Consider the following 13,383-nt stretch of genomic DNA (forward strand, 5'->3'; position numbering starts at 1 on the left):
GTAAATCCGTTTTTCATGCTGCAGGTGCGTCGTACGATGGAGTCCACGAAGCTGTTGGCCGGTTGAATGACCACCTAGCAACCATTTCGGCGGCGCAGCGTTTTTTTGTTTCCAACCATAGAGGATGCGAAACATGAACGTTGCCTCGCAGATCCGAGAGCATATGGACGTCATCTCGTCGGACAAGAAAACGGTCGGCAAGGTCGACCACATGGAAGGGCCCGATAAGATCAAGCTGACCAAGCAGAGTTCACCCGATGGCCAGCATCACCACTTCATTCCGGTGTCATGGGTCGATCACGTCGACCAGCATGTTCACCTCAATAGGTCAGGCGCGGATGTAACCACGCACTGGGAGCATGGCCGCCAGTAACGGCCCGACATGCATTGCGCCGGGTCAGGATGCGGCTATGATCTGATGTCAGGAGATGGGATGCATCCAGCGGCACGACTGCAATTTGAACGCATAATCGGCGAATATGCCCGCTGGCGTGCCGTTCCCGAAGCGGAGCGATCGCCCGCCCCGGCCTGGTGGTGGGGACCGGCGATGGAGCTGCGCAACGCGCCGCAATCGTTGCCGGCGGAATGGTGTGCCGCGCTCGGCCTGCCCTATCAGGCGACCTATGCGGCAGGCGCGGAAATCTTCCTTAAGGCTTTCGGCGGACAGACATCCTTGCCCTGGCCATCCGAATTTCCTCGCAAGGCTGAAGGATTAGACGTCAAGCCCGAGCGCGAGCTGCATCCGCAACCGTCAGACGACAGCGCCTTTCAACCCTGAGCCGGCTTCCGGCTGCAATGGCGGGGAAGCGAGATGCGGCTCGGCCCGAAGCAGATCGGCCATTTGCTTTGCAGGTAGCGGTTTGGAGAAGAGGAAGCCCTGCATTTCATCGCAGGCGTGGTCGCGCAGGAAGGTCTCCTGCTCCACGGTCTCGACACCCTCCGCGATGATGGTCATGCCAAGCGCCTTGCCCATGCTGATGATCGCCTGGGCAATGGCCTGGTCTTCGGAATCGACGGGCAGGTCGCGAATGAAGGAGCGATCGATCTTGATGGTATCGATCGGAAACTGTTTCATCAGCGACATCGATGAATAGCCGGTGCCGAAATCGTCAATCGCAAGACGAATGCCGCGGCTCTGGATCGCGTCGAGGATCTTGATCGCGCGCGAGACGTTGCGCATCACCATGCTTTCGGTGACTTCGAGCTGCAACAGCACCGGCGACATGCCACTCGCCAGCAGCGCCTCGTCGACATCGTGCAACAGATGCGCATCGGCGAATTGCCGCGGCGACAGGTTGACCGCCATGGTCACCGGCCGCAGGCCGCGACGCTGCCAGGCCATATTCTGCGCGCAGGCTTCCTTGAGCACCCAGCGGCCGATCGGAACGATCAGGCCGGTTTCCTCGGCGAGCGGAATGAATTGCCCCGGCGAAACCGTGCCGAGTTCGGGATGATCCCAGCGCAGCAGCGCCTCGACGCCGGTGATCTGGCGGCTCTCCATGTCAATCTTGGGCTGATAGTGCAGCGAGAACTGATCCCGCTCCAGCGCGCGGCGCAGCGCGCTTTCCAGCTTCAGACGCTCGATCGACTGCGTCTTGATCTCCGTCGAGAAGAAGCGGAAGCCGTTCTTGCCGTCTTCCTTGGCGAGATACATCGCCATGTCGGCATTCTTGGTCAGCGTCTGTATGTCGGTGCCATCAGACGGATACATCGCGATGCCGATCGAGGCGGTGGTATGGCATTCATGACCGCTGAGCAGTAGCGGCTGGCTCAGGACCGAAAGAAGCTCGCCGGCGATACGCTCGACCTCGTGGCGCTCGGCAGTTTCCTCGAGAATAACCACGAACTCGTCGCCGCCGAGACGCGCCACCACGTCGCTCGAACGCAATGCGCGGCGCAGCCTGCCGCCGATCTCCACCAGCAGCATGTCGCCGGCGTCGTGTCCCAGCGAGTCGTTGATGACCTTAAACCTGTCGAGGTCGATAAACAGCAAAGCAAACTGACGCTGGTAGCGCGCGCCGGCATCGATCGCACGGCGCAGCAGGCCGTTGAACATTTCCCGGTTCGGCAGGTTGGTCAGGCTGTCGTGCGACGCCAGATATTCGATCCGTTCGTCGGCCTTGGTCTTTTCATCGGCCCGGTCGAAATTCTCCAGCGCGAAGGATACGTTGTTGACGAGCCGCTGCAGCAGCTCGGCGAATTCCGGCGTGAACGTATCCTTCTCGCGCGACATGAAGGACATCACACCGATGACCTGCCCGTGCGTCAACAAGGGGAATGAAGCGCCGGAATTCGTGCCGTTAGTGCGCGCTGTACCGTGAAATGCCGCGGCGCGCGCATCCGCGAGATAATCGTTCATGATGCAGGCCCGCTGCGAACGTATCGCCTGACCGCACAGCCCACGCCCCTCCGGGTGCGCCTCATTGGTTGATATCTTCGCCTGGCGGGCACTGTCGGCCGTCGGACCGTCGGCGGCCACGACCTCGAGATAAGCGCTGTCGGGCTTAATCAGCGCGATGGAGGTCAATGTAAACCTGCCGCCCTTCGCCGCCGCTTCGCACACCAGTTCGAACAGTTCCGGCCGCGACGATGCACGGATGATCGCCTCGTTGGTCGCGCTCAGCGCCGCCAGCATGCGGGTCAGGCGCTCCTTCTGAACTTCGGTTCTCGCCTTGTCGTCGGCGCGATCGAAGTTCTCCAGCGCGAACGATACGTTGTCGGCCAGTCGCTGCAGCAGCTCGACGAATTCGGGAGTAAAGGTGTCCTTGTCCAGGGACATATAGATCATGACGCCGACCGGCTCGTCACGCACCAGCAACGGAAACGCGGCGCCTGACTGTGCGCCATAGCTGCCTACGACGGCCTGGAAGGCGGCGACGCGGTGGTCGGTGACATAATCATTTGTGATGCAGGGACGCCTGGTTCGGAACGCCGAGCCGCTGAGCCCCCGTCCCTCCGGACGGTTTTCATCGGTCGACAACCTGACGTGCCGCGTTGTCTCGGCGGCCGGCCCCGAGGCCGCCACGATTCTGAGGAGATCGCTTGCGGGATCTTTCAAAGCAATCGTGGTCGAGGTAAACCTGCCGCCGTCGGCCGCCGCTTCGCACACGAGGTCAAAGAGCTCGATGCGCGACTTGGCCCGCATGATGGCTTCGTTGGTTCTGCTCAAGGCAGCGAACATCCGCGTCAGGCGCTCTTTCTGACTTTCGGTTCTGGCCTTCTCGTCGGCACGGTCGAAGTTCTCGATTGCGAACGAAACGTTATCTGTGAGCCGTTGCAATAGTTCGGCAAATTCGGGCGTGAACGTGTTCTTCTCAGAAGAGATGAAGAACATCACACCGACCGCTTGGCCGGAAACCAGCAGCGGAAATGCCGCGCCTGACATGGCGCCGTCGCTATGGATGAATTGATGGAATGCCGATCCACGCGGATCGGCGCGCAGATCGTTGCCGATGCAGGCTCTCCGGGAGCGGAAGGCGTTGCCGCAAAGGCCGCGGCCTTCCGGGCGATCCGCATTGGTCGAGACCTTGACTCGGCGCATGTTGTACGCGGTCGGACCCGCGACAGCAGCCATGTCCATGTCATCGCTGTCGGGTCCTGCCAGCAAGATGCTGGTTGAGTTGAAGCGGCCGCCCTTCGCGGCGGCTTCACAGACCAATTCGAACAGCTCCGTCCGCGACGTGGCGCGAACAATCGCTTCGTTGGTCGCACTGAGCGCCGCCAGCATGCGCGCCAGTCGCTCCTTCTGCAAGTCGGCTTTGGCCTTTTCATTGGCGCGCTCGAAATTGTCCAGCGCGAACGAGACGTTTTCCGCGATCCGCGCCATCAGGGCGACGATCTCCTCATCCTCCGCCCACAATTTTCCAACAAAGAACAACAGCACGCCGACGCTCTCGTCGGCCTTGATCAGGGGAACCGCGACGCAGGCCGTGACGCCGGTTTCGCGCGCGGTCTGATGCCAGGGCTGCCCTTGGGTCGAACTGAGGATGTCGTTGTTGATTGATGGCTGCTGGGTCCGGAACGCCTTGCCGCAGACGCCCTTGCCATAGGGATTGTCGGCATCGATCGAGAACGGCGCCCGCATGATCTGTTCGACGATTTCCCCCGTGCCGGCGACCGGCTTCAGCCAGATCGAGTCCGGCTGCGCCATCAGGACCACCGTGGCTGCGGACTTGCCGCTATGCACGGCGGCGTCGCAGACGCGCTGGTAGAGTTCCTGTTCGGTCTTGGCGCGAAGGATGGCTTCGTTGGTCGCGCTGATGGCGCCGAACATCCGGTTCAGGCGACGCAGGGTGCGCTCGCCGTTCTTGCGCGCGGCCTCGTGGTCGAAATTGTCGAGTGCAAAGGAAATGTTTGCCGACACGCGCTCCAGCATCGCGACGAGCTGCCCGTCGATCGAGTGCGCCTCGCGCCGCGAAACCAGGAGCACGCCGACGCTCTGGCCGTTGCAGCGCAGCGGCAGCGCAGCAGCCGCACCCACCTGATTGGCCCTCGCGCCCGCACGCCACGCCAGCGAGCGCGCATCGTTGAGGAAATCATTGCTGACGCATACGCGCCCATCACGAAACGCTTGTCCGGCAACGCCGGAACCTTCGGGCTTACCGGCTAGAACCGAAATGTCGATGCTGCGCAGGCGGGGAACGTCGTCGCCGCAGCCGGCGACAAAACGAAGGAGATTGGTTTCCGGCTCGAGCAGGAAGACCGCCACGGCCAGGAAGTCGCCGACCGAGAACGCCGCTTCGCAGACCTTCGCGTATAGCTCTTCCGGTGATTTGGCGTACAGAATCGCTTCGTTGGTCGCATTCAACGCCGCGAGTGTGCGCGCGATGTCGGTATTCACCGTCCCCACTCCCTGCCGGCAGCGCCGGGCTGCCCCTCGCGGATTTTATGCGTGTAGAGGGCCTAAATGCTCGTTATTGGCGATCCGAGTTTGCGAGTCAGAGTAAATGTCGGACCAACGTCAAACGACGCTGATCGGGAGAACTACGGTACTTTTACGATTTGTCAGCCATACCGCCGGCTCCCTGTGGCCCAGAGGCGGGTTCACCGGAGACAGCTTTCGGGATTCAGCAGGACGAAATTCCGGACGCGCTAGAGCCGTACTGGCGGCATGGCTAACAAGATATTTCCACGCTTGCCCTGCCGCCGCTGCTTTGAGAGCATGCCGCCAGCAAGCAAGACCCGCCATCCGCGCGGGCGTTCCAGGGCAAGGAAATTCCCATGCCGATGGTCCAGGCCGACCGTCTCACGCGTATTGGCATCGCCCTGCTCAAAGCCGCCGGTGCGTCGGAGGAAGAGGCCCGCGCCGTCGCAGTCGGCTGTGTCGATGCCAACCTTGCCGGCCACGATTCGCACGGCGTGATCGCGATCCCGACCTATATCGACCGCATCAAGGCCGGCCATATCGTGCCCGGCGCGAAATGGACGATCGTCCAGGAGTCGCCGACCACGACCGTGATCGACGGCCATTGGGGTTTTGGCTTTCACGTCAACGCCAAGGCAATGGCGCTGACGATCGAAAAGGCGAAGACCGCCAATGTCGCCGCCTGCACCGTATTCCGGCAGAGCCATGTCGGGCGGCTCGCAGCCTATCCGCTGATGGCGATGCGCGCGGGCATGATCGGGATTGCCGCCGCCGATTCCGGCCGCTCGCCGAAGCACGTCGCGCCGTTCGGCGGCCGCGAGGCAAGGCTCGGCACCAACCCGATCTCGATTGCGGTGCCATCGGATCTCGAGGCGCCGTTCTACCTGGACATGGCGACCTCCGCCGTCGCGGCCGGCAAGATCGCGCTGTCGGTCGCACGCGGCGAGCAGATTCCACTGGGCTGGATCATCGACGCCGAGGGACGGCACACCACCGATCCCACGCAATATCGCAAGGGCGGCGCGCTGCTGCCGCTTGGCGGCAGCGAGGGCTACAAGGGAAGCGGGCTCGCCGCGATGGTCGAGGTGCTCTGCGGCCTGCTCACGGGGCTCGGCTTCGGCGTCGAGCCGACCGGCCGTCACAATGACGGATGCTTTATGGCGGTGTTCAATGTCGCCGCGTTCCGTCCGCTCAAAAATTTTGAGAAGGAGGTGGGCGAGTTCGCGCGCTATCGAAATCGACCCCGCCGTCGGAAGGCTCACCCGGCGTGTTCTATCCCGGCGAGGTCGAACACATGCGCGAGCAGCAGCGCCGGCGCGACGGCATCGAGGTCGAGGACGCGACCTGGGAGAGGCTGAAGGCATTGGCCACCGACTACAAGCTCACCGCCGAGCTAGATCTGAAATGAAACCGGCGCGCACAAGGGGAACGGCATGACACGGCAAATGGTGCTGGTTGGATTCTTGCAAGCGCAGAACTGCACCAATCTGCCGAGTTCGTGGCGGCATCCGGAATCGCGCGACGATTCGATGTCGGCCGACTACTACCAGGAGATCGCCCGGATTCTCGAGGCCGGCAAGTTCCACATGGCGTTCTTCGACGATCGCCTCGCGATGCCCGACCGCTACGGCAACGACCACGCCCACACCGTCGAATACGGCATCCGCTGCGTGAAGATGGACCCGCTGATCGTGCTAACGACGATGGGCATGGTCACCGAGAGGCTCGGGCTGGGGTCGACCTGTTCGACCACCTATTACGAGCCATTCGACGTCGCGCGCCGCTTCGCCACCCTCGATCTGATGTCGGGCGGGCGCGCCGGCTGGAACGTCGTCACCTCACTCAATGACGGCGAGGCGCAGAACATGGGCAAGGACGCCCATCTCGAACATGACTTCCGCTACGACCGCGCCGACGAGTTCATGGAAGTCGTACTCGGCCATTGGGACAGCTGGGAAGACGGCTCGCTGATCATGGACAAGAAGAGCGGACGCTTCGCCGATCCTTGCAAAGTGAAGCGGCTCGATCACAACGGGCGGTTCTTCAAGTCGCGCGGGCCCTTCACCGTGCCGCGCTCGGCACAGGGCCATCCCGTGATCATCCAGGCCGGCGCATCCGGCCGCGGCCAACGCTTTGCTGGGCGATGGGGCGAGGTAATCTTCACCGCCGCCCGCAACGTCTCCGCCGCCAAGGAAGGCTATGCGGCCGTGCGCAACGAGGCGGCGAAGGCCGGGCGCGATCCTGACCAGATGTTCCTCTGCAACCTCACCACGCCCATCTGCGGTGCGACCAAAGCGGAAGCTGAGGACAAGATGGCGCTGATCAATAAGCTGCCGCTGCAGATCGACGCGCTGTCGCTGCTCGCGGAAGCGCTGAACTACGACTTCGCCTCCAAACCGCTCGACGAGCCGCTGACCACGGAAGAGCTCAAGAGCATGCAGGGCATCCTCGGCATACGCGACGGCGTGCTCAAGAATTCGGGCAAGAGCAATCCCTCAGCGCTCGACTTCGTCAACTTCTCCGGGCGCGGCCAGGTGCAGGATGCGATTGTCGGCGGCCCGAAGGAGATCGCAGACAAGCTGGAAGAGATGTTCGTCGAGCGCGGCTGCGACGGCTTTGTCATCGCGGCCACCATCGTGCCGGGCTCCTATGGCGATTTCGTCAAGCATGTCGTGCCCGAATTGCAGCGCCGCGGGCTTTTTCACCAAGAGTATGCCGGCAAGACCTTGCGCGAGAACCTCGGGCTGCCGCGTCCCGCCGCGGGCGCCTGGAAAACCCGGCCGCAGGCCGCCGCCGAGTAAGAGGAAGAACCATCCGTTGGCCCAAATTTACCGCCGCCGGCAAGTTTGTGGTCTAACGTCCTCAGAAATAAGGACAGGCGCCAGAACCGGCAGCAGGTAAAAATTGATCCGGACGGGTGTCTTATTCGCACGGAGGATCATTATGGCTCGCAGCTCCACCTTGCTCGGCTCGGCCCTTGCCGGCCTTGCGCTCGCCGCAACGTCTCCACTGGCGGGCCAACCGGCGATCGACCTCGATCAGCTTACCGCAACGCAAGCCGCCGCCGATCTCTGCGCCGGCAAAATCACTAGCAAGGCGCTGACCTCGGCGGCGCTGGCGCGCGCCAAGGCGAAGACCGATCTCAACGCCTTCATCACGCTGGACGAGGCAGGCGCGATGAAGGCCGCCGAAGCGTTCGATGCCAGCCGCAAGAAGGGATCGTGCAAGCCGCTCGGCGGCGTGCCGATCGTGATCAAGGACAATATCGAAGTGGCCGGCCTTCCCTCTACGGCCGGCACGCCGGCGCTGAAGAATTTTGTGCCGAAGAGGGATGCGCCGGTGGCGGCAAAGCTGCGCGCCGCGGGCGCCATCATCATCGGCAAGACCAACATGCACGAGCTTGCCTTCGGCATCTCCGGCTTCAACGCCGGATTCAAGACCGGCGCGGAGCCTGGCGTGCGCAACGCCTATGACGCGACGAAAATTGCCGGAGGTTCGTCATCGGGCACGGGTACCGCGGTCGGCGCGCGGATCGTCACCGCAGGCCTCGGTACCGACACCGGCGGCTCGGTCAGGGTGCCCTGCGCGGTGAATGGCTGTGCCGCGCTGCGCCCGACCGTCGGCCGCTATCCGCAAGGGGGCATCGCGCCGATCTCTCACACCCGCGACACCGCAGGCCCAATGGCATCCACGATGGCCGACGTGGCCGTGCTCGACCGGATCATTGCCGGCGGCGGGGCGATTGCGCCGGCCGATCTGAAGAAGGTCCGGATCGGCGTCGACAAGGCCATGCTGGCAAATCTCGACGGCGATACGGAGGCCGCGTTCAAGGCCGCCCTGGACAAGCTGAAAGCGAGCGGCGTCACGATCGTCGATATCGAGATGCCGAAATTGGCCGAGCTTAATGGTCAGGTCGGATTTCCACTCGCGTTGTATGAAGCCTATGACGACATGATCGGCTATCTCAAGAAGAGCGGCTCCGGCGTCAGCATCGAGAACCTTGCCAAGGAGATCGCAAGTCCTGACGTGAAGGGCACCTATGACGGGCTCGTCATTCCTCGCAAACTGCCGGGGCCGAATAACACGGTCACCGACGCCAAGCCGGCCTATGATGCCGCCATGAAGACCGCCCGGCCGGCGCTGCAGGCGCTCTATCGCGATACTTTCGCCAAGAAAAAACTCGACGCCATCGCCTTCCCGACCGTTCCGAAGGTCGCCATTGCCTCCAATCCGGACTCGTCGAGCCTTGCCAATTTCCTGCTGTTTATCCAGAACACCGATCCCGGCAGCAATGCCGGCATTCCCGGCATCCAGCTTCCGATTGCGCTGGGCGCATCGAGCAAGCTGCCGGTCGGTCTCGAACTCGATGGCCCTGCAGGGAGCGATCGCAAGTTGCTGGCGATCGGCATGGCGATGGAGAAGGTATTCGGGCGGTTGCCGCCGCCGCGCTAACCGCAGCTAATGCCGTGCGAACAGGCTGGCGACCCCGCTGCGGCGGCGGACGCCGAGCTTGGCAAAGATACGCTCGATATGGGTGCGGACGGTCGAGACTTCGACCTGCAGCCGGTGCGCGATCTCCTTGTCGCTGAGATCGTCCGATATCATCCGCGCGATCTCGAACTCGCGTACCGAGAGTTTCAGGATCGGCGAGCCATCCGCCGCGATGGCTGCCGCTCCGCCGGCCGCGCGGACCAGCGCACCGGTGAAGGCCGGCTCGATCAGCCGCAACAGCTCCAGCGTATGGCCGTCGAAATTCTCCCGCCGCCGGCCGCGCCAGATCCTGACGTCGCCGATATTGCGGCTGCCGACGAAGCTGTAGGCATTGACGCCCCAATGCAGTCCGTCGCGGGCGAGAAAGTCGTTGAAGAACTCCGTCCGCATCAGCTCGCGCTGCGGCATCACCTGCGTGACCAGCGTCGCCTCACGCCGCGCCTGAAGCTTTAGGGTGATCGGATCGTGCTGCTGATAATAGCGGTCATAGGCCGCGATATTGGCCGGGTCCATATTCAGGAATACGGCATTCTCGAAGCGGCCGGTCGCATCCTGCCAGACGAAGGAGGCGTAGTGATCGGCTTGCAGGAGTTCGAGCAAATGATGGCCGACCGCCGCACGCACGTCGCGCTCGCTGAGATCTTCGGACAACAGCCCGAAGATGCGCGCCAGCACCCGGCTTTCGGAAGCGCTCACATACATGGCGCGATCCTAGCCGGGAACGGCGATCAGGGGAACCAGGGTCGCCGCCGCGGCCGCTCCGCTGTTACACCGCCGTCGCCTTGGCGAAATCGATGTAGATCTCGCGCAGGCGGTTGGTCATCGGGCCGGGTTTGCCGTCGGCGACCTGCTTGCCGTCGATCGACACCACCGCCTGCACAAACACGCTGGCGCTGGTGACGAAGGCTTCCTTGGCGGCTAGCGCCTCCTCGATTGAAAACGCCCGCTCCTCGACGCGGAGTTGGCGCTCTTCGGCCAGCGCGACTACCGCCTTGCGGGTGCAGCCGGGCAGGATCTCGCTGCCGTTCTGTCGCGTCACGATCACATCGTCCTGCGTGAGAATGAAGCACGAGGACGAGCCGCCCTCGGTGACCTTGCCGTCCTCGATCATCCAGGCCTCGCCGGCGCCCGCTTCCGCCGCTGCCTGTTTGGCCAGCACCTGCGCTAGCAGCGCCACGCTCTTGATGTCGCGCCGCGCCCAGCGCAGGTCGGGCACCGTGATCACCTTGATGCCGGTCTTGGCCGAAGGCGCGTTGATGATGTCCTTTGAGGTCGTGAACATGATCAGCGTCGGCTTGACGCCCTTGGGAAAGGCGAAGTCGCGCCCGGTATCGGCGCCGCGCGTCACTTCCAGATAGACCATGCCGTTCTCGAGATTGTTGCGCGCGACCAGTTCCTTCTGGATCTCCTGGATGCGTTCGATCGTCTCCGGCAGCGCCAATTCGATTTCGCCGACCGAGCGCTCCAGCCGTGCCAGATGCGAGGCGTTGTCGATCAGCTTGCCATCGAGTACGGCGGCGACTTCATAGATGCCGTCGGCGAACAGGAAGCCGCGATCGAGGATCGAGACCTTCGCCTCTGAAAGGGGCACAAACGAGCCGTTGACGTAGGCGATCTGTTCCAAAGTAGAGTCTCCTGGGTAGCGAAGCCGCTGCAGCGGACGTTATAGATAATCGTCATTGCGAGGAGTGAAGCGACGTTGCTTCGCTTCGCTCGCAATGACGCGGATAGGTCGACGCACCTCAATGCGACAGAATCTTCGACAAAAATTTCTGCGCGCGTTCGCTGCGCGGGCTGCCGAAGAAGTCGGTCTTCTGCGCGTCCTCGACGATCTCGCCCTTATCCATGAAGATCACGCGATGCGCGACTTTGCTGGCAAAGCCCATTTCGTGGGTGACCACCATCATGGTCATGCCTTCATGGGCAAGATCGACCATGACGTCGAGCACTTCGCTGATCATCTCCGGATCGAGCGCCGAGGTCGGCTCATCGAACAGCATCGCAATCGGGTCCATCGCGAGCGCCCGCGCGATAGCGACGCGCTGCTGCTGCCCGCCGGACAGTTCAGCCGGATACTTATTCGCATGCACCGTCAAGCCGACGCGCTCGAGCAGCTTGTTACCTTTGGCGACGGCCTCCTCATGCGAGCGGCCCAATACTTTCTCCTGGGCCAGGCAGAGATTGTCGATGATGCGCAGATGCGGAAACAGCTCGAAATGCTGGAACACCATGCCGACGCGGGCACGCAGCTTCGGCAGATCGGTCTTGGGATCGTTGACCTTGATGCCGTCGAGAATGATCTGGCCTTCCTGGAACGGCTCCAGCGCGTTGACGCATTTGATCAGCGTCGACTTTCCCGAGCCCGAGGGGCCGCAAACCACGACCACCTCGCCCTTGGCGACACTGGTGGTGCAGTCCTTCAGCACCTGGAAGGTCGGCCCGTACCATTTATTGACGTGGCTGATTTCGATCATGAGGTCTCACCGAACGATAGCAATGCGTGCCTGCAGGCGCCGGACGCCATAGGACGCAACACAGGAAATCACGAAATAGACCGCGGCGGCGAACAGGTACATCTCGACCAGGCGCCCGTCACGCTGCGCCACCTTGCTGGCGGCGCCGAGGAAATCCGGGATCGACAGCACGTAGACTAGCGAAGTGTCCTGGAACAGCACGATGGTCTGCGTGAGCAGCACCGGCAGCATGTTGCGGAAGGCCTGCGGCAGCACGACGTAGCGCATGCTCTGGCTGTAGGTAAGGCCGAGCGCGCTCGCGGCGGCCGGCTGCCCCTTGGAAATGGACTGGATGCCGGCGCGCATGATCTCGGAGAAATACGCCGCCTCGAACATGATGAAGGTAACGAGCGAGGAGGTGAACGCGCCGACCCGAATCGGCCGCGACGCGCCGGTCAGCCACTGCCCGATATAGGGGACCAGGAAATAGAACCAGAAGATGACCAGCACCAGCGGTAGCGAGCGCATGAAGTCGACATAGAGCCCGGCGATGCGGCCGAGCAGCTTGTAGCCGGACAGCCGCATCAGCGCGATCAGCGTGCCGAAGATCAGCCCGCCCAGCGCGGACAGGCCAGTCAGCATCAGCGTAAAACTCATGCCGTCGAGGAAGAGGTACGGCAGCGAGCGGCGGATGACGTCGAAATCGAGGTTGTCGAACATCGTCATTTCCCCGTGATATAGCCGGGGATCGCCAGGCTGCGTTCGAGGAAGCGCATGCCGGTGACGACGATGATGTTGATCGCAAGATACATCACGGTCGCGGCGGTGAAGGCTTCGAACACCTGGAACGAAAATTCCTGCATCGCGCGCGCCTGGCCGGTGAGCTCGATCAGACCGATCGTGATCGCCACCGAGGTGTTCTTGACGGTATTGAGAAATTCGGACGTCAGCGGCGGCATGATGATGCGGAACGCCATCGGCAGCAGCACGTAACGATAGCCTTGCGTCAAGGTCAGCCCGAGCGCGGTCGCGGCCTGCTTCTGGCCCCGCGGCAGCGAGGCAATGCCGGCGGCGAGCTGCACGGCGACGCGCGCCGACATGAACAGCCCGACGCCGATCGCGGCCGTCCAGAACGGCGCATTCGGAAGCTGCTTCAGCCAGAGCCCGGCAGCACGCGGCAGCAACTCGGGCAGCACGAAGAACCACAGAAACAGCTGCACCAGCAGCGGCATGTTGCGGAAGAATTCGACGTAAGCGAAGCCGATCCAGGATGCCGTCTTCGACGGCAGCGAGCGCAGGATACCGATGACCGTACCGAAGATCAGCGCAATGATCCAAGCCAGCAGCGCCGTCTTGATCGTCAGCCATAGTCCGGACACCAGCATGTCGAGATAGGTGCCCGACCCCGTCGGGTTCGGCTCGAAGAAGATGTGCCAGTTCCAATTGTAGTTCACGAAGCACCCCGCCCGAAAGCGCCGGTAAAGCCCTTGTTCACTAACGCTTATGCAAAAGTCCGGCCATTCTGCATTTCAAAATGGCCGGACTATTGCTGTTCGCCTTCATCCTGAGGAGCAG

General features: G+C 62.7%; 11 protein-coding genes. 5 read left to right on the plus strand and 6 right to left on the minus strand.

What is annotated here, in order from left to right:
- Window positions 1-133 precede the first annotated feature (133 nt).
- A complete protein-coding gene (locus J6524_RS34770) occupies window positions 134-373 on the plus strand; it encodes a DUF2171 domain-containing protein (protein ID WP_225678419.1) in 240 nt (79 codons plus the stop codon).
- Between the two features lie 60 nt (window positions 374-433).
- A complete protein-coding gene (locus J6524_RS34775) occupies window positions 434-778 on the plus strand; it encodes a hypothetical protein (protein ID WP_225678420.1) in 345 nt (114 codons plus the stop codon).
- On the opposite strand, the gene J6524_RS34780 is transcribed toward J6524_RS34775, so the two are convergent.
- On the minus strand, window positions 752-4,840 hold the full coding sequence (locus J6524_RS34780) for a sensor domain-containing phosphodiesterase (protein ID WP_225678421.1): 4,089 nt from the start codon (window positions 4,838-4,840) through the stop codon (window positions 752-754). The two genes, J6524_RS34775 and J6524_RS34780, sit on opposite strands and share 27 nt — an antisense overlap.
- 380 nt (window positions 4,841-5,220) lie before the next feature.
- Between J6524_RS34780 and J6524_RS34785 the strand changes: the two genes are divergently transcribed.
- From J6524_RS34785 to iaaH, 3 genes are all read left to right on the plus strand, one after another.
- Window positions 5,221-6,222 carry an Ldh family oxidoreductase gene (locus tag J6524_RS34785; protein ID WP_225678422.1) on the plus strand — a complete coding sequence of 334 codons (1,002 nt, stop codon included), beginning with the start codon at window positions 5,221-5,223 and terminating at the stop codon, window positions 6,220-6,222.
- A gap of 75 nt (window positions 6,223-6,297) precedes the next feature.
- Window positions 6,298-7,665, plus strand: a complete 1,368-nt coding sequence (locus J6524_RS34790; RefSeq protein ID WP_225678423.1) for an LLM class flavin-dependent oxidoreductase — start codon at window positions 6,298-6,300, stop codon at window positions 7,663-7,665.
- A gap of 226 nt (window positions 7,666-7,891) precedes the next feature.
- The gene (gene iaaH, locus J6524_RS34795; protein ID WP_225678440.1) at window positions 7,892-9,316 is read left to right on the plus strand and encodes an indoleacetamide hydrolase; all 1,425 of its coding nucleotides are present in this window, start codon (window positions 7,892-7,894) and stop codon (window positions 9,314-9,316) included.
- A 6-nt stretch (window positions 9,317-9,322) separates the two neighbouring features.
- On the opposite strand, the gene J6524_RS34800 is transcribed toward iaaH, so the two are convergent.
- The 5 genes from J6524_RS34800 to J6524_RS34820 form a co-directional block, all read right to left on the minus strand.
- Entirely contained in the window at window positions 9,323-10,057 is a 735-nt protein-coding gene (locus tag J6524_RS34800; RefSeq protein ID WP_225678424.1) for a helix-turn-helix transcriptional regulator, read from the minus strand.
- Between the two features lie 64 nt (window positions 10,058-10,121).
- Window positions 10,122-10,979: a D-amino-acid transaminase gene (locus tag J6524_RS34805; protein ID WP_225678425.1), complete on the minus strand. Its 858-nt coding sequence runs from the start codon at window positions 10,977-10,979 to the stop codon at window positions 10,122-10,124.
- A 118-nt stretch (window positions 10,980-11,097) separates the two neighbouring features.
- Window positions 11,098-11,829, minus strand: coding sequence for an amino acid ABC transporter ATP-binding protein (locus J6524_RS34810; RefSeq protein ID WP_225678426.1), 732 nt, complete (start codon window positions 11,827-11,829; stop codon window positions 11,098-11,100).
- Between the two features lie 6 nt (window positions 11,830-11,835).
- Window positions 11,836-12,528: an amino acid ABC transporter permease gene (locus J6524_RS34815; RefSeq protein WP_225678427.1), complete on the minus strand. Its 693-nt coding sequence runs from the start codon at window positions 12,526-12,528 to the stop codon at window positions 11,836-11,838.
- A 2-nt stretch (window positions 12,529-12,530) separates the two neighbouring features.
- Window positions 12,531-13,262, minus strand: coding sequence for an amino acid ABC transporter permease (locus tag J6524_RS34820; protein WP_225678428.1), 732 nt, complete (start codon window positions 13,260-13,262; stop codon window positions 12,531-12,533).
- Between the last annotated feature and the right edge of the window lie 121 nt (window positions 13,263-13,383).

Source organism: Bradyrhizobium hereditatis (assembly GCF_020329435.1).
Taxonomy (GTDB): Bacteria; Pseudomonadota; Alphaproteobacteria; order Rhizobiales; family Xanthobacteraceae; genus Bradyrhizobium; species Bradyrhizobium hereditatis.

Bases quoted from the DNA above. Each gene is read 5' to 3' on its own strand.
- J6524_RS34770 (WP_225678419.1), top strand. From the start codon at position 134: ATGAACGTTGCCTCGCAGATCCGAGAGCATATGGACGTCATCTCGTCG.
- J6524_RS34775 (WP_225678420.1), top strand. From the start codon at position 434: ATGCATCCAGCGGCACGACTGCAATTTGAACGCATAATCGGCGAATAT.
- J6524_RS34785 (WP_225678422.1), top strand. From the start codon at position 5,221: ATGCCGATGGTCCAGGCCGACCGTCTCACGCGTATTGGCATCGCCCTG.
- J6524_RS34790 (WP_225678423.1), top strand. From the start codon at position 6,298: ATGACACGGCAAATGGTGCTGGTTGGATTCTTGCAAGCGCAGAACTGC.
- J6524_RS34800 (WP_225678424.1), bottom strand. From the start codon at position 10,057: ATGTATGTGAGCGCTTCCGAAAGCCGGGTGCTGGCGCGCATCTTCGGG.
- J6524_RS34810 (WP_225678426.1), bottom strand. From the start codon at position 11,829: ATGATCGAAATCAGCCACGTCAATAAATGGTACGGGCCGACCTTCCAG.
- J6524_RS34815 (WP_225678427.1), bottom strand. From the start codon at position 12,528: ATGTTCGACAACCTCGATTTCGACGTCATCCGCCGCTCGCTGCCGTAC.